This is a genomic window from Pseudenhygromyxa sp. WMMC2535 (genome assembly GCF_011083025.2).
In genome coordinates this window covers 5,705,157-5,727,024 of sequence record NZ_JABJWV010000001.1, presented here as the reverse complement: position 1 = coordinate 5,727,024, position 21,868 = coordinate 5,705,157, and the positions used below count along the sequence as shown (strand labels likewise).

General features: G+C 69.6%; 12 protein-coding genes and 1 pseudogene. 6 read left to right on the top strand and 7 right to left on the bottom strand.

Going from position 1 to position 21,868, the window contains the following annotated elements:
* Positions 1–8: 8 nt before the first annotated feature.
* Positions 9–281 (top strand): annotated as a pseudogene (locus G6O69_RS22465) (NAD(P)-dependent oxidoreductase); the annotation flags it as partial.
* Between the two features lie 38 nt (positions 282–319).
* Here the strand turns inward: G6O69_RS22465 and G6O69_RS22460 are convergent.
* From G6O69_RS22460 to G6O69_RS22445, 4 genes are all read right to left on the bottom strand, one after another.
* Positions 320–1,366 (bottom strand): MBL fold metallo-hydrolase, encoded by a 1,047-nt coding sequence (locus G6O69_RS22460; RefSeq protein ID WP_172305557.1) that lies wholly within the window; start codon positions 1,364–1,366, stop codon positions 320–322.
* 12 nt (positions 1,367–1,378) lie between these two features.
* Positions 1,379–3,145 carry an acetyltransferase gene (locus G6O69_RS22455; RefSeq protein WP_176397028.1) on the bottom strand — a complete coding sequence of 589 codons (1,767 nt, stop codon included), beginning with the start codon at positions 3,143–3,145 and terminating at the stop codon, positions 1,379–1,381.
* A gap of 3 nt (positions 3,146–3,148) precedes the next feature.
* Positions 3,149–5,005, bottom strand: coding sequence for a hypothetical protein (locus G6O69_RS22450; protein WP_172305555.1), 1,857 nt, complete (start codon positions 5,003–5,005; stop codon positions 3,149–3,151).
* A 99-nt stretch (positions 5,006–5,104) separates the two neighbouring features.
* The gene (locus G6O69_RS22445) at positions 5,105–6,688 is read right to left on the bottom strand and encodes an outer membrane protein transport protein (RefSeq protein WP_172305554.1); all 1,584 of its coding nucleotides are present in this window, start codon (positions 6,686–6,688) and stop codon (positions 5,105–5,107) included.
* A 75-nt stretch (positions 6,689–6,763) separates the two neighbouring features.
* Here G6O69_RS22445 and G6O69_RS22440 point away from each other — a divergent pair, with 75 nt between their 5' ends.
* The 3 genes from G6O69_RS22440 (at position 6,764) to G6O69_RS22430 (ending at position 11,590) form a co-directional block, all read left to right on the top strand.
* Positions 6,764–7,471 (top strand): tetratricopeptide repeat protein, encoded by a 708-nt coding sequence (locus tag G6O69_RS22440; RefSeq protein ID WP_172305553.1) that lies wholly within the window; start codon positions 6,764–6,766, stop codon positions 7,469–7,471.
* A gap of 336 nt (positions 7,472–7,807) precedes the next feature.
* Positions 7,808–8,290: a DUF2203 domain-containing protein gene (locus G6O69_RS22435; protein WP_172305552.1), complete on the top strand. Its 483-nt coding sequence runs from the start codon at positions 7,808–7,810 to the stop codon at positions 8,288–8,290.
* Positions 8,291–8,347: 57 nt separating this feature from the next.
* Positions 8,348–11,590, top strand: coding sequence for a protein kinase (locus tag G6O69_RS22430; protein ID WP_172305551.1), 3,243 nt, complete (start codon positions 8,348–8,350; stop codon positions 11,588–11,590).
* Between the two features lie 27 nt (positions 11,591–11,617).
* Here the strand turns inward: G6O69_RS22430 and G6O69_RS22425 are convergent, their stop codons facing one another.
* Positions 11,618–13,054 carry a hypothetical protein gene (locus tag G6O69_RS22425; RefSeq protein WP_172305550.1) on the bottom strand — a complete coding sequence of 479 codons (1,437 nt, stop codon included), beginning with the start codon at positions 13,052–13,054 and terminating at the stop codon, positions 11,618–11,620.
* A gap of 628 nt (positions 13,055–13,682) precedes the next feature.
* Between G6O69_RS22425 and G6O69_RS22420 the strand changes: the two genes are divergently transcribed.
* Positions 13,683–14,846 (top strand): M57 family metalloprotease, encoded by a 1,164-nt coding sequence (locus tag G6O69_RS22420; protein ID WP_172305549.1) that lies wholly within the window; start codon positions 13,683–13,685, stop codon positions 14,844–14,846.
* Between the two features lie 79 nt (positions 14,847–14,925).
* On the opposite strand, the gene G6O69_RS22415 is transcribed toward G6O69_RS22420, so the two are convergent.
* A complete protein-coding gene (locus tag G6O69_RS22415; protein ID WP_172305548.1) occupies positions 14,926–17,721 on the bottom strand; it encodes a serine/threonine-protein kinase in 2,796 nt (931 codons plus the stop codon).
* A gap of 89 nt (positions 17,722–17,810) precedes the next feature.
* On the opposite strand from G6O69_RS22415, the gene G6O69_RS22410 reads away from it, so the two are divergent.
* Positions 17,811–18,800 carry an FHA domain-containing protein gene (locus G6O69_RS22410; RefSeq protein ID WP_172305547.1) on the top strand — a complete coding sequence of 330 codons (990 nt, stop codon included), beginning with the start codon at positions 17,811–17,813 and terminating at the stop codon, positions 18,798–18,800.
* Positions 18,801–18,884: 84 nt separating this feature from the next.
* Here the strand turns inward: G6O69_RS22410 and G6O69_RS22405 are convergent, their stop codons facing one another.
* Complete coding sequence (locus G6O69_RS22405; protein ID WP_172305546.1) at positions 18,885–21,791, bottom strand: VCBS repeat-containing protein; 2,907 nt, start codon at positions 21,789–21,791, stop codon at positions 18,885–18,887.
* Between the last annotated feature and the right edge of the window lie 77 nt (positions 21,792–21,868).

Below are 21,868 nucleotides of genomic sequence, written 5' to 3'. Positions count from 1 at the left end.
CTCCCTCCCGGCGGATCTTCGCCAGCGACCGGCGCTGGACCGTCGTGCGCGGCAGCGGCCTCGAGGAGGGCGAGAGCGAGGGCCTGCCGGTGTGGAGCCGCCACGTCGGGGATCCGGTGCTCGCCAGCAACCTGACCCGCCGCGTGGACTTTGCCCTGTTCATGGTCGAGGCCCTGCGTGACGATGGGCTGGTCCAGGAGGCGCCAGCGATCGTCGGCCGCCGCTCGCCCTCGGCCCAGGGCTACGCGCCGGATCACGGGCAGCAGGCGCTCGCGGCCTAGACCTGGTCTGGGCCCACGTGGGGGTCGTGGGGGTCAGCTCAGTGGCGGTGCGTCCGCCAGTAGCGGGCCATGTGCGCGAAGCAAGGCACCACGCTCTCGCGCCGCCCAGCCCCGGAGAACTCGCGGTAGAGCGTGTCGACGTTGACAACCACGCGCTCGCGGTCCAGCCAGCCCGAGAACGCGCCCATGGAGATGTCCCAGGCGGCATCGAGGGCGCTCATGCCCGCCTCGTAGCGCAGCTTGGCCTCGCCGTGCACGTACTCGAGGTAGTCACGGACCGCGCGAACGCCCGCCCGGTCCGTGAGCGGCCCGTGACCGGGGACGATCACCTGCGCGTCCATGGCCTCGATCCGCTCGCAGGCGGCGATCCAGTTGGACACGGGCCCCTCCCAGACGATCGGGTGGCCGCCGATGAACAGGATGTCGCCGGTATAGACCACGCGATCCTCGGGCACCCACACGAGCACGTCGCCCTTGGTGTGCGCCGGGCCGACCTCGATCAGCTCGACGCGCTTGTCCCCGACCTGGAGGCTGAGCGCGTCGTCGAAGGTCCGCGTGGGCAAGGTCAGCTGGATGTCCTCGAAGTCGAAGGCGCCGAAGCACGCGTCGAGGTAGGGGGCCGCGCCGACCACCGTGGCCAGGGCCTCGATACCCAGGGCGCCGAGCAGCCGGCCCACGCCCGGCGCGAGCGGGCCGAGGCGCTTGGCGATGCGCGCGGCCTTGGCGAGCTTGGCCATCACCGCCGGGGGTAGCTCGCTCATTTCTTCGGCGCCGCGCCGCGAGGCGACGATCTCGGCGTCGCGGACCAGCTGGTTGCCCCAGCAGTGGTCCCCGTTGGCGTGGGTGTTGACCACCACCTCGATGTCCCTGGCCGCGGGCACGGCCCGGCGCATGGTCGCCAACATCTGCGCCGTCAGCCCGGGCGTGAACAAGGTGTCGACGAGCAGGCTCGCCTCGCCGCTACAGATGAGCCCCGCGTTGTTGAGGCCCCAAGATCCATCCGGCTGTAGGTAGGCGAAGCAGCCATCGCCGAGATCCTCGAGCCCCTTGGCATACTTGGCATTCTTGGCATCGCGCGCAGCCATGCGCTGGGCGTACTACTTCACGCGGGTCAGGTCGAGGTCCAGGCGGTTGGGGCTGGGCTTTTCGAGCACCTCGATGCAATAGACGCGGCCGACGTCGTCCTCGACATAGAGCGTGTCTCCCGGCGCCACGCGGATCTTCTCGTGGCTGTCGTCGCCGTCGATCAGCTCGGTGCTCGAGAGCTTCTGACTCAGGCCCGCGTCGGCGAAGAACCCGGGGTTCGCGTAGGCGTAGGGCCGCTCGGGGCCGCTGTCGTCCACGGGGATGTCGTCCTCGGTGACGAAGAACAGCCAGTCGCCGACGATGGCCTCGGCCGCGCCCGGGGCCGGCTTCCAGTAGTAGAAGTCCGAGAAGCCATCGCTGTTGTCGAGCAGGTTCTCGGCAAGGTCCTCGAGGGCGACGGGGTCCGCGGCCAGGTTGCTGCGGATCTCCTCGACGATGTCCGCCGAGGACACGCCGAGCGGGACGTCGGTGAGCGAGAAGGCGATGTCGGCCTCGCCCTCGCCCAGGCCGCCGTCGTGCTGACGAACCTGGGCGAGCTCGAGGATCGTGTCCCAGGCGTAGGCGGGCGGCGGCGGGCTGCCGACGTTGTTGAAGGTCTCGAACACGATCCAGTGATCGGCGTCGATGCAGGCCGAGAAGGCCTGGACCCCCGTGCCGAGGTCGTACTCGACGCAGTGGTCGGAGATCTCGGCGGCCGCGAGCACGGTCATCTCGGCGACGACCCGCTCGAACTCCCAGGGCGGCAGGTCCCAGACCGGCGAGTTGCCCAGGGGCGCGGGCTCCTGATCGTCGCCAGCGGCGATATAGGCGTCGTTCTCGACCATGACCACGGTCATCAGCGAGATCGAGGGGTCCTCGACCAGGCCGTCGACCTGCATCCAGTCGGGGTCGTCGACGGGGAAGACGTCGGCGATCTGACTGGCCACGCTGTTGACGCTGGTGTGGCTGGCGTCGGTCATGTCGACCCCCTTGTAGGGGAGCGCGTTGAGGTTGACCTTGACCACCATCTCGAAGGCCTCTTCGACCACCGAGAAGCCCTCGGCCTCGGAGATGAAGCCGGGGTGCGTGCCGAACTCGGTCTCGACCGGGCCAAAGCGCTCGGCGAGGCCGTCGAAGTTGTTGACCACGTCGCCCAAGGTGATCGGCAAGGAATTCGGCGCGACCGCCCACTTGCCGTCGGGGTGCTCGTCGTCGATCGGACCGTCGCGCAGCTGCGTGGCCGGGTGGCTGGCGATCAGCCCCTCGACCACCGCCTGGGTGTTGGCCGCGATCGGGATGAAGGTGTCGTTGATCCCGATCTCGAAGATGTCGGCGAGGGCCCGGGCCGGGGGCAGGCCGACCGCCTGCGACAGGCCGATCAGCTCCTCGATCGAGGTGCCCGAGAGGTCGGCGTTGTCGGGGGTCATGGCCAGCAGCCGGCGCATGTTCTGGGCCGCCACCGACAGCTCGGCGGCCTCGTCGCTGGGCAGCTCTCGCAGCTGCGTGAGCGCGTTGTGGACCAGGGGCGTGAGCTCGAGATCCAGCAGCCAGACCCCGTCGAGGGTCGTCTGAGGCAAGGCGCGCAGCTCCTCGAGGCCGAGGCGCTGCTCGAAGCCCTCGACGTCGAAGCGCAGGTAGCGAAGCTCGACGCGGCGGGTCTCTTCGAGGGCGAGCTCGGCCTGGGGGAGGTCCTCGTCGACCTCCAGCGCCTCGATGCAGGCGCTCGTCGAGCACAGGGCGGCGGCCGCCACCAGGTAGGCGCCGAGGATCGGGGGGAGCGCTGGCTTGGTCATCGCCATCGCTCAGTCGACCCGCCTGGAGGTCAGCACCGTGATCTCGGTTGGGTCGCCCTCGGGGGCGATGATCCGCAGGCGGTAGGTCTCGCCGCTGTCGTCGGCGAGGTAGACCGTGGTCTCGCCCGCGGTGATCGCCAGCTTCTCGTGGCTCGTGTCCCCCACCCCGTCCAGGCTCGCGCGCGACAGCTTCTCGCTCAGGCCGGCGTCGGCATAAAAGCCCGGCGCTTCCCAGCCGTAGCCCGCGCCCTCGGGCAGGTCCTCGGGGGCGACGAAGAACAGGTAGGGCACGCCGTCGTCGGCGCGGCGAAAGTAGAAGTCCACGGGATCGCCGTTGTCCTTGTAGTTGCCCAAGAGGTAGCCGGCGATCTCCGAGGACTGGGCCTGGAGGAAGGGGCGCACGGCGTTGGCCGCCTCCTCGCCGGTGATGCCCACCGGGATGTCCTCGAGGGTGAACTGCACGTTGGCCGTGCCCTCGGCGAAGCTCTCGGGGCCGTTGGGATCGAGGTAGTGCAGGTCGTGCTGCGCGACCTCGTTGATCATCTCCCACACGAACTGCGCCGGCGGCTCGCCGAGGCCCAGGGGGATGTTGAACACCGCCCAGCCCGGCGGCGTGCCGTCCTGACCGATCACGACCAGGTCGATCAGCAGCTTGTTGACCACGTTCTCGAGGGTCGAGTACTTGATGATCCCGGCCTCGGCGACCATGTACTCGAGCTCCCAGGGGTCGAGGGTCCAGACCAGGCCGTCGCCCACCGGGTTGCCCGGCATGTTGTCGACGCAGCCCTCGCTGACGTCGCTGGTGCACGAGGCCACGAAGCCCTCGTGCTCGGAGATCGCAAAGCGCAGGTCCAAGGTGGGATCGGGGTTGAGGCCCGAGAGCGAGAAGCGCTCGGGGTCGTTGAAGTCGAACTCGGCCTCGTCGGTGTAGCTCGGGCCCTGGAGGTCGACGACCACCGAGATGAAGCCCTTGCCGCTGCCCAGATCCACCCCGTCGAGCACGCGCAGGTTGGACTCGGCGACGACCTTCATCGAGAACTCGGGGCCAAAGACCTCGCCGTAGGTCGGGTAGTCGGGGACCAGCACCCCGGGGTGCTCGCCGACCGGCCCGAGGCGCTCGGCGATGGTCGCCATGTCGGTCAGGGCGTCCTCGAGGGTCACGCTGAGCTTGCCGTCCTCGGACACCTCGGGGTGGGTGCTCAGCAGGTTCTTGCGCAGCGAGGCGACCACCGAATCGGTGTCGAGGAATTCGTCGGTCTCGGCGATCTCGAGGGTCTCGGCGATCATCCCCGAGAAGCCCCCGGTGAACAGGATCAAGAAGTCCGAGAGGCCCTGGACGCCCTCGAGGCTCGTGCCATCGACCACCGAATTGGCCGGGGTCATCGTCAGGATGCGGACCATGGAGAACTCCGGCGAGTTCTCCCAGTCGCCGTCGCCAAAGCTCTGGCCCAGGGCGGTCTGCGAGCAGTCGTGGTTGGGGTCTTGGTTGTCGAGCTGCCAGTCGTCGCCGCAGGCGAACTTGATCGCGTCGAGGGTGTTGGTCAGCAGCACCGTCGAGTCGAGCTCGAGCAGCTGGATCTCCTTGGCGACCTCGCCAAAGAGCTCGCCGACCTCGTCGCGGCCCATGTCGAGGACGAGGTCCGGCGGGGCCTCGTCGGTGATCCTCAAGGTCAGCTCCTGCTCGTCACCAAATACCGCCTCGCCCGCGTCCCCGCCCGACTCGTCGGTCCCGCCCGACTCGCCGGTGCCCTCGCCCTCCCCCGCCTCCGCGCCTCCGCCCGGATCTCCCCCCGTGCCGCAGGCGGCCGTAAACAGACAGATAGAGGAGATCAGCGAGACGAGCGAGACAGGCGGATGCAGCTTCACGGGCAACCCTCCAGACCAGGGCCCAAACTCTATCACCAACGCCGGGTCTGGCAGCGCGAGGAATCATCCAATTGGGCCATCGGCCCAAACATAACAACGTTATTCCGACTGTGAATTCGATTGCTCACCTTCGGAGGATCCCTCGGGCGCCGCCTCCGAAGCGGCCGCGCGCTGCTTTTTGGTCAGCTTGCCGCCGTCCCCAAAGCGAACCTGGAGGTGGAGCATCACGGCCGAGAGCAAGAGCTCGTAGCGACCGTTGCCGAGGTCATAGTCCGAGTCCTCGACGGTGCGCGGCAAGATGCCCTGGATCTCGGCGTCGGCGAAGAGCGCCAAGCGCTCGCTGGCCTGGAAGCCGACGCCCAGGGCGCCGATCAGCCGGTGGCCATCGGGCGAGGCCACGTCGATGGTCTCGTCGGGGCTGGCCGGCGAGTGGTAGCCAAAGGTCCCGGACAGGCGCACGCGCTCGCGGGCGCCCACCCGCGCGCGCACGCTGGCCTCGGCGTGGACCGTGCCCTTCCAGTCGCGGGCCAGCGAGACCTGCGTGCTGCGGCCGATGCCCAGGTCCGGCTGGGCGAGGTCCGCCGAGTCCAAGGTGATGTCGAAGCTCGACAGATCCGACCAGAACACATAGGCGAAATTGCCCTCGACGCGGAGCCGCCGCGAGATGTCGTAGGCGATCCCCAGCATGATCCGCTTGGGCAGGCGAAAGCTGAGCTTGGCGCGGCCCTCGATCAGCTTGGGAAAGGCCAGGCCCTGGGAGGCGAGATCTTGGGTGAAGAACTCGTCGTCCATGTCGAGCTGGAAGTCGCCCCAGAAGTTGGCCCGCGAGCCGTGGTCGTAGGTCAGCCCGAGCCACAGCGGGTCGATGGGGTTGGCGGCGATCGCCACGTTGAAGGTGGCGTTGTGCGAGACCGCGTTGCGCAGGGTGAAGGGCCGGGCCAGGACCTCGAGCTCGCGCACGCTGCTCGGCGCGTCCTCGCCAAAGTCGTTGGGCTGGTTGATCGGCGGCTGGGCGAGGGCCTCGCCAAATAGATCGACGGCGCCGAAGTCCTGGATCCGCGCGAGCTGGGCGAAGCCGAGCACGTAGGACACGCTCGCGCCGATCGACACGCGCTCGTGGACCTTGACCGCCAGGCCCGCGGAGATCCGCGAGACCGCGATGAAGGCCTGCTGAAGCGCGAAGCGCTGGTCGCCCTCGGGGTCGAAGGTCAAGGGCGCCGCGTAGGGTACGTAGACGCCCACGCCCATGGACAAGCGATCTCTGAGGAGCGGGATGGCCACGAAGCCCCCGGCGTTGGGGGCGAGGATCGGCGAGCTGACCCGGGGGAAGGCGCCGGTCTTGCTGGGATCGATGGCCGATGGGTCAATCGGCTCGGCGAAGTCGAGGTTGTCTTCGTATTGATAGACCCCCAGGCGATCGCGCTGATAACCCACGACCCCACCGACGACCCCGGCCCCGAGGAGCACCTCTTTTTGCGGGGCAAAGCCGAGCATCGCCGGGTTCCAATAGAGCGCCGCCGCGTCGTTGGCAGTCGGGCTCGAGAAGGTCGTGCCAATATGCGGTACGTCCAAACCCGAGGCCGCGGCCTCGCACGGGACGAAGCCGGCGAACACCACCGCAACCCCGACCCCCAGCCATGGGCGTGCGCAGCGATCGAGGGCGATTGCGAGCCTGGCGACCATCGCCGACATGCTCTCACACTCCCTCGGGCGAGGACCATCGCCAGCGAGCCTGCAATGGTCTATTTTTGGAGCGACATGGCCCAAGTGTCCCCCAAGCCCACGGAGCTCGGCGGCGCCCGAGCTGCCATCGCAGTCGTGCTGGTCCTCCTGTCTCTGGCCGGCGGCGCCCTGTGGGGCTGGCGACTCTCGGGGCCCATGGGCGGGCTGCTCGGCGTCTTGCTGGGCGCGGCCGTCGGCGCCTTGGTGTTCACCCTCATGCGAGCCACGGTCACCGCCCAACAGCTGGCAGAGCGTGACGCCCCCGACGTCCGCGAGCTCCCCCCGGATCAGGCGATTCAGGTGCTCTCTGCTTTCATGAGCGCCGGCGCCAGCTCGGGCGACAGCCTGGTGAGCATGACCGCCTTCGCCGGCGGCCTGCTCGGCGAGGTCGGCAAGGCCCGCTCGCTCGCCAAGAAGGGCGACCCCGAGGGCGCCATCGCTATGCTCGACGGCCTCGCCAAGGACAACCCGCGCAGCCCGGCCATCCCCGCCGAGCTCGCGCGGATCTATCGCAAGCAAGACGAACTCGACGCGAGCCGCAGCGCCGCGACCCGGGCGATCCAGCTCGCGCTCACCGGCGGCATGAACCGCCTCGCCGCCAAGGTGTTCTCGGAGCTCGAGGACGAAGACCGCGACGAGCTCGGGCTGAGCAGCGAAGAGTGGCTGACCCTCGGCAAGGTGCTCGACAACGCCGGTGACACCTTCGTGGGCTTGGCCGTCCTCGCACACGAGCGCACCAAGTGAGCGCGACGAGCCGGCGCCCTTCGCCCGGGCCGCGCCCGAACCGCTAGGAGCCCGTGGTGAAACCCAACACGACACCTCGCTTGGTCTTTTCGCCGAGGGCTTTGTCGCCAAAACTGGCAGTACGCCCGGTACAGCGGCGTTTTGGCTTCGCGCCCTCGACGAAAAACCCGGCGCCAGGAGCCGCGCTGGGTTCCACCACGGGCTCCTAGAACAAGCCCGCGTCCTCGGTCGCCTGGCGGCCCCTCGGGTCCTCGCCACCGCCTCACCAGGCAGTGCTCCGAGCACCCCGGCGTCGGCGCTTGACGTCGACCCGAAGCGAGTACTAGTGAGAGGGACGTGGCCAAGCGCTACTTCTCCCTCGACGAGGCGCAAGCCCTCGTGCCTCGCGTCCGCGAGATGATGGGCCGCGCGCTTCAGCTCCACGGCCACCTCCGCGCGGCCATCGCTCGCCTCGACGCCACCGGCACCGAGGTCAGCTGGCCGGTGCTCCGCGGCGAGGAGGCCCTCGAAGATAGCGACGAATTCACCGAGGGCCTGCTCCGCCGCGCCCGCGGGCTCTACTTCGCCCTGCGCGAGACCATCTCCGAGACCGAGGCGATCGGCGTCGAGGTCAAGGGCGTGGTCGATGGCCTCGTCGACTTCCGCAGCTGGCGAGACGGCCACGAGGAGGTCCTGCTGTGCTGGAAGCTCGGCGAGGACGAGATTGAATGGTTCCACGGCGTCGACGATGGTTTCGCCGGTCGCCGCCCCATCGCCGGTCACCGCTTCACGGCGGAGCGCGAGCGCCCGGATCAGGCGCTGCCCACAGATCCCAGCTGATCGGCCCAGTCGTTCGCCCCCCAGTTGATCGGCCCCAGCGAGTAGACTCAGACGCCCATGGAGGCCGACAAGACCAAGGATCTCAGCGCCGAGGCTACGAGCGGCTCGGTCGCCGAGCCGCTCGCAGGTGAGGTCATCGGCCAGCGCTGGCAGCTCGACGCCTTCATCGCCCGCGGGGGCATGGGCCGGGTGTGGCGAGCCACCGACCTGCGCCTGCGCAGCGAGGTCGCGCTCAAGCTCATGGACCCCGCGCTCGGCGAGACCCAGGTCGCCCGCGAGCGCTTCATGCGAGAGGCCCAGGCCGCGGCCCAGCTGCGCGGGCCCAACGTCGTCCAGGTCCTCGACTTCAACGTCGACCCCCACAGAGGGCTGCCCTACATGGCCATGGAGCTGCTGCGCGGCGAGGACCTCTCGGCCCGGCTCGAGCGCGGGCGCCTCGACTTCGCCGAGACCCTGGCCGTGCTCGCCGACGTCGCCGCGGCGATCAGCCGCGCCCATCGCCAGCAGATCATCCACCGCGACCTCAAGCCCGGCAACGTGTTCCTGGTCGAGCCCTCCGACCCCAGCCACGAGGGCGTGGTCGCCAAGGTCCTCGACTTCGGCATCGCCAAGCTCGGCGTCGAGTCGCTGACCCGCGACGGCGAGCCGCTGACCTTGACCGGCGCCACCCTGGGCACCGTCAGCTACATGAGCCCCGAGCAGATCGAGGACTCGCAGAGCGTCGACCACCGCACCGACCTGTGGTCCATGGGCGTGATCGCCTACGAGTGCCTGTGCGGCCGTCGACCCTTTCGCAGCGCCTCGCTGGTCGAGCTGATCCGCGAGATCTGCCTGGGCACCCCGCCCTCTCCCTCGAAGATCGCCGAGGTCCCCCCGGGCTTCGACGCGTGGTTCTTCCGGGCCTGCGCCCGCGAGCCTCGCCGGCGCTTCGCCACCGCCGACGAGCTCCTCGACGCCCTGCGCGCCCTCGCCCCCACCCCCGGGGACGCGGCCGCGGCCAGCTCGGCCCGCGACGAGGCCCGGCCGCAGAACCTCAGCCTCGAGAGCTGGGCCTCCGACGCCAACCAGATCGACATCCGCGCGCTCAAGCACCTGACCTTCCGCAACGCGGTGGTCAGCGAGTTCCTCGACAGCGCCAACAAGCACTTCATCTCGGGCAGCAAGGGCCTGGGCAAGACTCTGCTGCTCACCTACAAGCGCTCGCTGCTCAGCGAGCACTACCAGGCCGGCACCGGCCGCGGTCAGGTCAAGTTCATCCCCGAGGGCCGCCCCTACCTCGACCTCATGGGCGACCTGCCCAGCGTGCGCCAGGGGACCATCGACCTGATGACCGAGCTCGGGCGCTGCAAGCGGATCTGGGGCTTTGGCCTGCGCCTGTCCGCGCTCTCGCACCACCCCAACTTGCTGCGCCGCGACCAGGACGAGCGCGAGAACCTCGCCCGCCTGCCCACGACCTTGAAGGCGATCGCCGAGGGCCGCCAGGCCGAGCCCACCATGGTCGTCAAGGAGCTGCTCGCGCTCCCGCTCAAGCAGATAAACCAGGTCCTCGACGGGCTCGAGAACTTCCTCGAGCACAAGCTCCGCGCCCTGCACAGCGGGCTGTACATCTTCATCGACAAGCTCGATCAGGCTTTGCGCACGCTCCCGCGCGCGGCCTGGGTGCACATGCAGGCCGGCATGGTCGAGGCGGCCTGGGATCTGATGAACACCAACCGCCACGTCAAGGTGTTCGCGACGATCCGCGAGGAGGCCTTCAGCGGCTACGAGTCCGACATCAAGACCAACCTCTACGGCGCGACCACGGTGCTGCGCTACACCAAGCACGACCTGCTCGAGCTGCTCGACAAGCTGACCTACTTCTACGAGCGCCTGCCGCTGCGCGACTTCGTGCTCCTCGACGTCGACCGGACCTTCGACTTCATCTATCGCCACACCCTGGGGCGGCCGCGGGACCTGGTGATCATCGCCTCCGAGATCTCCCGCAACCGCCGCTCCCTCGACGTCGCCGGCTTCGAGCGCATCGTCCAGGAGACCGCCGCGGGCATGCTCGTGGCCAACGTCTTCGACGAGATGGGCGCCTTCCTCGAGGTCCTGCGCGACCGCGACCAGCGCAACCGCTTCCTCGCGCTGATCCCCTACGACGTGCTCACCCAAGACGAGCTCGTCGAGGTCTGGTGCCGCTTCCACGGCTTCGACCGCGAGTACTACGACCTCCACGGCCACGACGCCGAGGGCGTCTACCACCCCTTCCGCGAGCTCTTCGACTGCGGCCTGCTCGGCGTCGTCGAGCGCGACTCGAGCACCGGCGAGCGCAGCCAACGCTTCCGCCAGCCCCACGAGCCCGTGCCCGGCTCCCAGCGCCAGCTCCCGCGCTCGCGCGAGTACCTGCTCCACCCCGCGCTCCAGCGCCTCGTGGCCCGGCTCAGCGGCGGCGGCAACTTCCAGATCCTGCGCGGGCTGACCATCGGCCACGGCCTGCCCTGGCCGCGGCACTACGGGCTGCTCGTCGAGGTCCAGCGCGCGCTCTACCGCGTCGGCGCGGGCCTCGACGAGGCCAGCGAGGACACGGTGCTCGAGCTCATCGACGAGCTCCTGCGACGCCTCGCCCGCGGCCAGCGCTTCGCCGACGCCCGCGCCGAGATCGCGGCCACGGCCGAGCTCGACGGCCTGCTCGCCAGCCTCGAGCGCCGCGGCTGGGACGAGCTCCACCTCGCCCTGCTCGAGCTCTTCCCCACGCCCACGCCCAGCCAGCGCGCCGCGCTGACCGACCGCGCCGAGGTTGCGATGCTGCTCGTCGACATCGTCAAGTCCACGCGCATGGTCCAGGACATCGGCGACACCGGCTTCGTCGAGCACCTCCAGTCGATCCACGACACCCTGCGCGGTCAGGGCCGCGGCCTGGCCACGCCGCGGGTGCTCAAGGGCACCGGCGACGGCTTCCTGGCCGTCTACGACGACGTCGACCTCGCCCTGCTCGCCGCCCGCCAGCTGCGCCAGGTCAGCGACCCCCGCCGCCTGCGCCTGGTCATCCACCGCGGGGCCGTGCGCCTGAGCCCAGGCGACGCCTACGGCTCCGAGGTCCACCGCCTGTTCCGCATCGAGGCCGTCGACGAGTCCAAGCGCGTGGGCACGCTCAGCGAGCGCAGCGAGCTCGTCGAGGCCCCGCGACCCGGGCGGGTGATGCTCTCGCAGGCGGCCATCGCCGCCTTGCCGCCCGGGCAGCGCGAGAGCTTCGCGTGCCTGGGCCGCTTCAGCCTCGACGGCTTCGACGAGCCCGAAGAAGTCTGGGTCGAGCGCTGAGCCCAACGCTGAGCCCAGGCCGGCCGCTCAGCGCTCGTCGAGCTCGCAGGTCGCGGGCGCCGGCGCGTAGCCCAGCGGCGCCTGGCAAGCCCGGACCTGACCGGGCGCGAGGATCCCCGGCGCCTGCTGAGCCCAGTCCACGAGCGCGGCCGTCGCCTGCGCGCGAGGGCTCCAGCCAGACATGGCCGCGTAGCCGCTGATCGGCGTGAAGGCGACGAAGCCGGCCTGCTCGTCCCCAAAGGACGCGTCCCCAGGGCTGTCCACGAACACCTGCATCATCGACCCCCACGGCCGCTCGCCGCAGTCCGCCATGCGCTCGAGCGCCTCGACGTCGCGCCTCAGCTGCTCGTCGAAGACCGACCCCAGCACGATCACCGCGTCGGCCTCGCGCAGCAGCACTCGCGCCAGCTCGGCGTCGACATCGGCCGAGCTCCGCACCCGCAGCCCGCCGGCCGCGAGCGCCCGGGCGAGGGCCTCGGCCTGCTCGCGATCGGCCTCCGCGTGGTCGATGAAGACCTCCGCGCTGTGCTCCCGCTGGTAGCGCCAGCTCGGCCAGAAGGCCACGCTGAAGCCGAGCACCACCAGCAGGCCCATGGCCTTCAGCGGCTGGCGACGGATCAGCCGGCTCGCGGCCGAGTCCGCCCCGCCCAGGCTGACGCAGGCCCGCAGCACGAAGCTGCCGATCAGATAGATCCACACCCACAGCGAGGTCAGGAATGTCGAGTAGATGTAGAGCCCGGCCGCGTCGTAGTTGAGCGTCCCCGGAGGGCTCTCGAAGCGCAGGCCCGCGACGAAGAGCTCCCAGGTCGTGGCCAGCGAGTAGGTCTCGGGCGTCAGACAACCAACCTCGATGTCCAGGACCGGGCTGACCACCGGGAGCAGCAAGCGCGCGCCCAGGTGAATCGCAAGGAAGGAGATCGCCAGGGTCGCCCCGCCATCGAGCACCAGCCAGGCCAGGCGCCGCGGCCAGCTGCGCGCCGCGGCCATCTTGGCGATGATCACCCGGCTCTCGATCAGCGAGAGGTAGTCGGGGATCCAGTTGGTGATCAGCGTGGCCCCGCCGTAGACGAGCACCAGGCGCGTGGTCATCTCCCAGCTGTGCGGAGTCACCTGCGCATGCGCCATGGCCCGACCCATGCCCGGAAAATTCGCGACCCAGACCAAGGTCAGCACGAGCATGCTCAAAAACGAGACCAGCACCGAGCGCAGGAAGCTCGGCAGCGGGACTTCGCCGATCGCGGGGAGCCGGCGGACGCGGACCGCGAAGGCCTGGTCGAACCACCGCACGAAGCTCTCCGCCCAGCGCTGATCCTCATCCGCTGCGCCTCGCCCGCGAGCGCCGTCGAGCCAGCGCTGCATCGCGCCGTGGGCGTCGGCGTCGAGGCGGCGAGCGCTCACCCAGAACAAACCAAAGAGGATGGCCACGAGGACGGCGTAGCTGGTGAGGGCGATGGCAGGGGTCATGGTCTCTCTCGCCGCCCAAGGGTAGCCCATCGGCGAGCCTCACACATGCACCTACCCAGTTCGACTACCTGCTTTGCCAATGCGACCAGTTGTGCGCGTTTTTGCGCGATCACATCACCCACCACCAGATCGAATGTCCGTCGACATGCGACGAGCGCCGCCTCTCGATCGATTGAAAAATAGATCAGATTCACTTTGGATAATGTGTTCATCGCTCGCGACACCTTGCAGTCCTCGGCACAAAGACCACGCGAGGGGCTGCTTGGCGTTCAATGGCCATTGCACCTCAATGCGTTCATACCGCGGGCAAAAGGACAGCGCTTCGATTTTTTTCACCAGATGTCAATTTAACATTGAACCCGAGCGGGCGCTTCTGCTAATGACTCAGCCACATGGATGTTCGGCGGCGGGAAGGCTGTTTCACGCCCCCCTACCCGAACCCTAGTGTGCGCGCCAGAGGACTTGAAGGGCCCCAGGCTTGGAGCACCGGCCGCTGACTTCGTTGCTCGTCAGTCACTTGTGCCCGACAAACTCCCTCCTCGCGCCTCGTCAGCGACCGGCGGTCCGGCGCCTGAGACCCTTCAAGTCCTCTGGCGCGCACACTAGTGATTAGAGGAGAAGATTCGAGATGCTGAAGAAGTCGCTTGGTTGCGCCGGTTCCCTGTTCGTCATTGCCGCCCTCTCCGTGGGCTGCGCCGCCGAAGACGGCGAAGACACCATCCCCGACGCCAAGCTCCACAGCGAGCAAGACATCATCACCGACTACCTGATCGAGGCTGGCTACCCCGAGTCCGAGATCGAGATCGACGCGGAAGGCCGCGTGCTGGTCGGCCGCGACGCCGTCGTGACCATGCAGGCCGCCCGCGAGATCGCCGGCCACATCGACGACTTTGGCAGCGAGGAGGACGACTTCCGCCAATACCGGACCACCAACATGGTGAGCCCCGACGTCGCCACGATCTGCATCACGACCGACTCGACCTTCGACAACAACGCCGCCAGCGCGGCCCTGGACCTCGCCATCCAGCGCTACAACGAGCTCGGCATGAGCTTTACCATGGTCCGCAACGGCAACAACTGCGACGCGACCATCGACGCCAACATCGACAACAGCGGCGGCGGCGTGTCTGGCTTCCCCGCGAACGGCCTGCCCTATCACGAGTTCTATATCGGCAAGGACGTGACCGGGAACTACGGCACCGCCGTGGGCCCGCACGTCATCGAGCACGAGCTCGGCCACTGCCTGGGCTTTCGCCACACCGACTACTACGATCGCTCGATCAGCTGCGGCGGCGCCAAGACCAACGAGGGCGCGTCCGATGTCGGCGCCGAGCACATCACCGGCACCCCGACCAACGCCGTGATCAACGGCTCGGTCATGAACTCCTGCTACAACACCAGCAGCGACGGCGTGTGGACCGACTCCGACGAGGTCGCCTGGACCTGCATGTACGTCACCGGCGACTGCGCCCCGCCGCCCCCCGCCACCTACGACGTCAACGTCGAGACCCTCACCGGCCTCGCGGGCGGCGGCAAGAACAACAGCTACGGCCCCTTCAGCGCCGACGGTCTCTCGGCCATGCGCTTCGCGACCAACGCCAACAACGGCGACGCCGACCTCTACGTCGGCCAGGGCTACGTGCCCTCGAGCAACAACTACGACTGCGCCTCGGCCGGGGCGACCAGCGTGGAGAGCTGCGAGGCCAACCCCGCGTCCGGCGACTACTACGTGACCATCAAGGCCTGGTCGTCCTTCAACAACCTGACCTTGACCGTCGACGGCGCGTACTGATCCCACCCGACTCGAAGGGCGCAGCGTCGCAGGGCCTCGGCCCTCGACGTCTGCGCCTCTCGTGCTGGGCGCGTCGGGCTCATTCGCCGGCGAGCAGCACTCGGGCCGCGTCTCGCGTCGCAGCGGCGATCCCCTCGTCGTCGACGATCGGCGCGAGCAGGGCCTGCACCGACTCCTCGCGGCCGCGCGCCCTGGCGACCTGCGCGTGGCCGATCTGACAGCGCGCGATCCAGGTCTGCGAGGGCACGTCGCCGCGGCGAAACTCGAGCAGCGCCTCGTCGAAGCCGCGCTCGGCGACCGCGAGCTTGTCTCGGGCTAGGGCGATGCGCGCGAGCCCATAGCGCGCTCGGCCGCGTCCTTCGGGATCGGGGTGTGCTTCCTCGGGCTTGGGGTAGCGACCCAACGCGCGGCCATAGAGCAGCTCGGCTTCGGCGAGATCGGCCTCGGTCCCGCGCTCGACCAGGGCGTCGGCCAGGTTGGTCATCGTGTCCGCGGTCGCCTCGTGCTCGTCGTGGGCCTGCTCGTGCAGCTCGAGCGCGTGGCGGTAGGCCGCGACCGCCTCGTCGAGGCGCCCTTGCGCCCGGCGCACGTCCGCCAGGGTGTTGTAGCCGTCGCCGAGATCCGCGTGCGCGTCCCCGTCGTGGGCCTCGCGCCAGACCGCCATGGCTGCCTCGAGGGCGCGCTCGGCCTCGTCGTAGCGCCCGAGCGCGAAGGCGTAGGTCGCCACCGTCGCCTGGACGCGCGCGGTCCTCGGGCTGTCCTCACCGTAGAGCGCCTCGAAGACCTTCAGCGCCTCGACGCTGCCGGTGTAGGCCGGCTCGAGCTCCCCGATGTCGTAGCGCGCGGCGGCGAGGTTGAGCGAGACCTGCGCGACCATGCGGTGCTGGGGACCGCCGAGCTCGAGCCACAGCGCGAGCGCCCGCTCGTACATCACGATCGCCCGCTCGTAGGCGCCCCTCTCGGCGAGCATGATCGCCATGATCTCCAGGCGCCGCGCCTCGGCCCGCGGGTCGTCGCCCCCGCTGCGCTCGTAGTAGACTCCGGCGAGCTCGGCCCAGCGGATCCCCGCGTCGATGCGACCGAGCTGATAGCCCTCGATGAAGGCCAGGTTGCCCGCGGCCGCCGCTGCCGTGCGGTCGTCGCCGACCTGCACGGCGATCCGAAAGGCCTCCGACCACTCGCGGACCGCCGCCTCGAAGTCGCCCAGGAGCTGATGAAAGCTGCCCAGCTGGTAGCGTGCGCGGGCCTCGAGGGGCGCGTAGTCCAGGGCCTCCACGCGAGCGAGCAGCGTCTTGGTGGTCGCCAGCCCGCGGGTGTACTCGCCGAGCTGGTGATCCACGCGAACGCGCTGCAAGGCGATCGACAGGTCCGCGACCTGCCCGCGGACCTCGGGGTCCTCCGGCAGCGCCGGCATGCGCATCAGGGCCTGGTCGTCGGCGCAGCGCTCGAGCGCGTCCGGGCCAATCGCGGTCTCGAGGGCCCCGCCGACCTGCGCCGGGCTCGGATCCCCAAACACCGCCAAGAACGCCTCGAAGGCGGCCCGGCGCTGGTCGAGGCAGAGCTGGCGGCGCTGGGCGAGGCTGGCTTCGATGTCGTGCTCGACGGTCCTCGCCAGGCACAGCGCGCGCCTCGCCTCGGACCAGGCCGCGACGAACTCGGCGTTGCGAGCGGCGAGGGCCTCGGCGGTCTGCGCCGCGTTCGGGGCCCCGGTCGCCACGAAGGCCGCGACCAGAGACTCGGCCTGCGCCTCGGTCCAGCCCAAGGCCGCGGCCTCGCGCTCGCAGGCGACGATCGCCTGGGCGCGCTCCTGGCTGCGGCGGTGATCGAGGACGCCGAGGATGACGCCCAAGCCGAGCCCGCAGGTCGCCAGGGCTCCCACCGCCAGCTGACGACGCCGCCGCAGCCGACCGGGGTCACGGCGCCGGCGCGCGTCTTCCAGCACCCCGAGCAGCGTGGCGAGGCTCGGCCAGCGGCGCGCCGGATCGGTCGCCAGCCCACGGGCGAGGGCGCGGCGGATCACCCGCGGGACGCCGCCTCCCGTCGCGGGGTCGACGTCCCCGGGCGGGCGGACGCCAAAGAGCGCCTCCCACAGCGCCACGCAAAACGCGTACTGGTCCGCCCGCGCGTCGCTGACCAGGCCCACGCGCTGCTCGGGGGCCATGTAGGCCGGCGTGCCCGCCACCTCGCCGCCCTGGGTCAGCGTCCGCAGGTCCGGGCTTTCCGGACCCATCGACGCGGCGCCCTCGCCCCGCTCGGCCGCCACCAGGCGAGCGAGCCCAAAGTCCACGACCCGCGCCACGCCGCGCTCGTCCACGAGCACGTTGTCGGGCTTGAAGTCGCGATGGACCAGGCCAGCCTCGTGCGCCGCGACCAGGCCGCGCCCGGCAGCGAGGAAGGTGTCGAGGAGCGCTGGCCAGGCGCGCTCGCGCTCGGCGATCCACACCCGCAGCGAGCAGCCCACGATCCGCTCCATCGCGATATAGAGCAGCTCGCCCTCGGTGCCCACGTCGTAGATCCCAACGACGTTCGGGTGGGCGAGGCGAGCCAGGGTCTGAGCCTCGCGCTGAAGCCGGGCCTGCGCGCGCGGGCTGTGCCGACCGGGGGGGAGCACCTTGAGCGCGACCTCACGGTCGAGCTGTGGATCATGGGCGGCGTAGACCACCCCCATCCCACCCCGGCCAAGCTCGTCTCGGAGCTCGTAGCGCCCCAGCAACGCGGGCATCGAGCCCTGGCCGCGGACTCGAAACTCGAGGCTCTCGAGCGCGCCGTCGCCCGTCGCCGTGAGCTGCGTTTCGTCGGGCGCACCCGCCGTGTCGGTCGCGCATGGACCCGGCTCATCCAGCGCGCCGATCCCTTCGGATCGCGTGTCTGTCACCAGAACATTCTAACCGAGCGACCCTCCCGTGGTGTGCTCTCCCCGCGAATCCGTTGCGGCAAAAAGGCGCGCGAGCTAGATCGTTTTCAGTGACTCGCTGGCGACTCGAGTTCGAGCTCGGCGGGCAGTACAGCCTGCGTCCTGGCGCGACCTCCCTCGGCCGCCACCCGACCTGCGACATCATCTTGACCGACTCCACGGTCAGTCGTCGGCAGCTCCTGCTCAACACTCGCGTCGACGGCGTCGAGCTCATCAAGCTCGGCCGCCAGTCCGTGCGCTGCAACGAGCGCGAGCTCGACGAGGAGGCCGTGCTCGCCGGCTCCGGCGACGTGATCGTCATCGGCGGCCGCCCCTTCGCCACGCTGCGCGTGATCGAGGAGCCCGCGAGCGAGCCGCCCTGGCTGCTGAGCGTCGACGGCAGCCCCGGCTTGAGCCTGGGTCACGCCCCCTTCGCGATCGGCGGCGGGGCCGAAGACCACTTCGTGATCCCCGACTGGCCAGCCGGGGCCGCCCAGCTCCACGCGCTCGAGGACGCGGTGATCATCGAGCTCTCCGACGCCCTCCGAGCCCAGCTCGAGCCCAGCGAGCGCGCCCGCCTCGGCGACGAGGGCTTCCTGCGCGCCGAACCCGGGCACAGCCTACGCGTCGCCGGCCACGACCTCGCCGTGACCGCGTCGGCCTCGGCGGGCGTGGCCACGACCCAGTTCAGCGTCGCTGAGGACGCGCTGATCCGGCTCGAGTCCTACCGCCGCGGCGGGGTGATCACCATCGAGCGAGGCGCCCAGATCGCCAGCGTCTACCTGTCCGCGCTGCGCTTCGCCCTGCTCCGCGCGCTGCTGTGTCCGCCCTCGCCCCACGCCCCCGGGGAGTTCATCGAGCTCGAGCAGCTGTGCGCGCTGATCTGGCCCGACAAGCCGCTCAAGAACGAGTACGACTTCAACGTCTTGCTCCACCGCGTGCGCCAGGACCTCGTGCGCGCCAAGCTCGACGTCGACGCCTTCATCGAGCGCGCCCACGGCTCGGGCCGCGTGCGCGCGCCGATCGCGATCGGCGCGCAGATCCTCGACCAGGTCGACTGAGCCCCACAAAGACGAGCGCCCCCCGTCCACCAGGGACGAGGGGCGCGCGTTCACGGCCCGAGCCGTGGGCGCTCGGCTGGGCGCTCAGAAGATGCTGGTGATCGCGTCCCAGGCGTCCTTCACGTAGCCGTAGCCGTCCTCGGCCAGGCTCGGGATGGAGCCCGCGACGTCGAGCAGGCCCTGGTCCAGGAAGTCGACCAGCTCGCCCAGCTCCAGCAGCTCGCCAAAGGCGACCACGTAGGTGAAGCCAGCCTCGCCGATGTCGGCGACCTCGACGGCGTAGGTCACCACGTCGATCTCGAGATGGACCTCGAACACGCCCGGGATGTCGATGTAGCCCGAGAGTACGCCGTTGCTGAACTCGGCCCCAGCCACAGAGAAGGGGCCGACGTTGATGCCGATCTTGATGTTGATGTCACCGGAGCTCGTGATCATGAACGAGCTCTCCCAGATCCCCTTGCGCACACCCGCGCAGACCATCTCCCGGGAGATCGAGCCGCAGGTGTAGATCGAGGGGCCGACGATGTTGATCGTCTGGCCGAGCACGGGGATGTCGACCTGGGTCGCGTTGACGCCGATGTTGCAGGCGAGGTCGTCCCCGTCGAAGGCGCAGCCGCCATAGACCGGGTTGAAGTCGACCTTCACGTCGTCGCCGTCCTGGCGCACGCAGGTCATCATCCCGAGGTCGCGGACGTCGTAGCCGTCCGCGTCCGCGTGCGGGTAGACGATCGTGCACTCGTTGACCTCGAGGGTCGTGTCGGCCACGAGGGTGAGGCCCTCGCTGGCGAGGTTGGCGATGACCTCCTCCGGCGTGTACCGGGTCGGGTCCCCGGGGACGCCCACCAGCGTGGGATCGGGGTCGGTCTGGCCGCCCCAGACGTCGAAGTTTGTGCGCCCGTCGCCCTTGCTCGGGGCGATGGTCACGAGCTCGGCGTAGCCGTCGCTGTCGAAGTCGCCGGCGGCCACCTTGGTCCTGGGCGAGTAGCCGATCTGGCTGTCGCGGTGGTAGCTGAGCATCTCGAACCAGTCGTAGACGCCCGTGCCCGAGCGGTAGAGGATCATCCCGGCGCGCGCGTCCTCGGTCGGGCCGTAGACCATGATGTCGTCGCGGCCGTTGACGTCGAAGTCACCGACGGCGGTGTTGAGCTCGCCCTCGAAGCCCTTTTGCGCGGTCATCCAGCGCTCGGCCCCAAAGCCCGCGCCCGACGAGCGGTAGACGTCGATGCTCACGTCGGACACCTCGACCTCGAAGTCCAAGCCCGTGAACCCATCCCCGCCGCTGAGCCAGTCCGGGAGCGAGTAGATCACCGACTCCTGGAACACGCGGGCGATGTCGTCGTCGCCGTCGCCGTCGAAGTCACCGGCGAGGAAGTCGTCGTCCTCGCTAAAGCCGCCGCCGGCGTTCGAGATCCAGGTGGTGAAGGGCTCGAAGCCCGAGCCGGTCGACAGGTAGACGTCGACCCAGACCTGGTCGCCGTAGTTCCAGACCTTGGCCACGTCGTCGCGGCCGTCGCCATTGTAGTCGCCGGCCACGAACTTCTGCGCGGCCCAGTGCCCGCCCTGGCGATCGGCCCACGTGCCAAAGCTCGGCAAGCTGGTCCCGTTCGACAGGTAGACGTCGAGGGAGGTCAGCCCGCTGTTGTCCCAAGCCTTGACCAGATCCGTGGTCCCGTCGCCGTCGAAGTCGCCGACGACGAAGTCCATGCCGCCCCAGTGACCGCCGAGCTTCGTCGCCCAGCGCTCCATGACCAGGCCGTCCCCGGTGTTGACGTGGACATCGACGGTCGTCGCCCCGCCGTCGTCGTACACCCGCGCCACGTCGGGCGAGCCGTCGCCGTTGAAGTCGCCGGCGAAGTAGAGCTGCGCGTCCCAGAAGCTGCCCTGGCTGCTGGCCCAGCGCATCGCCAGCTTGCCGAGCTCGGGCTCGCCGTCGTAGGGCGAGCCATCGGGGGTGAAGACCACGAGCTCGAAGCTCCCCTCCTCCTCGTAGGCGACCGCGACCTCGGCCTTGCCGTCGCCGTCGTAGTCGCCGACGAGCTCGAGCTCCTCGCCGCTGGACAGCGAGTCGCTCGAGAAGAGCTGGCGCGAGGCCATGGTCTCGCCGTCGTTGAGCAGGACCAGGACATAGGGATCATCGGGATCGAGGATCGCCAGGTCGTCGAGGCCGTCGGCGTCGAAGTCACCGCTTCCGATCGCGTCGTTCTTCTCGATCCCGACGTTGGACGCGTAGCTCGCGTAGCCGAAGGCCGCGCCATCGGACCACAGCATGTCGACGTCGTAGCCGCCGTTGAGCGTCGCCGTGGTCCGCGAGATGTCGTCCTTTCCGTCGCCGTCGTAGTCGCCCGCGTTCCAGCGGTTCTCCCCGTAGATGTACTCGAGGTCCGTGGCCCAGGACTCGTTCGCGAAGGACTGGTCGCCCGCCTCGAACACATTGATGTTGGACAGCTGGTTGCCGCCCAGCCAGACCCGCGCGACGTCGTCCTTGCCGTCGGCGTTGAAGTCACCGCCGAGGTAGACGTCGGTGGTCTTCCACACCGAGATCCCGGTGGCGTAGCGGCTGTAGACGAAGCCCTCGTACTCGCTGGCTCCCGCCGTCGAGTGCAGCACGTCGACGCTGGCCAGGCCGCCGTCGTCGAACACGCGCACGATGTCGTCGCGGCCGTCGCCGTTGCAGTCGGCGACCAGGTACTTCTGCCCGGCCCAGAAGCCGCCGAGGCCGACCTCGCCCCAGTTCTCGACCTCGAAGTGGTCGCCCTGTGAGCGGAACACGTCGACGCGCGTCTCCCCCGCGAAGCCGCGCACGCGAGCGACGTCGGTCTTGCCGTCGCCGTCGAAGTCGCCCTCGAGGGTGTAGTCCGAGCCATCGCTGGCCACGTCGTCGAGCATCGAGCCCCACGCGTCTGGCAGCGCGTCGGTCTCGAGATCGTCTTGTCCGGCGATGGCCACGCTCGGCAGGCCCAGGCCGAGCCCGGCGAGCAGTGGGATGAACATGGCCGCGCGACCGCGTGGTCGCGCGAGTGAGGGGATCTGGAGGCGAGCAGTCATCTTCGGTTGGCTCCTGACGCCGG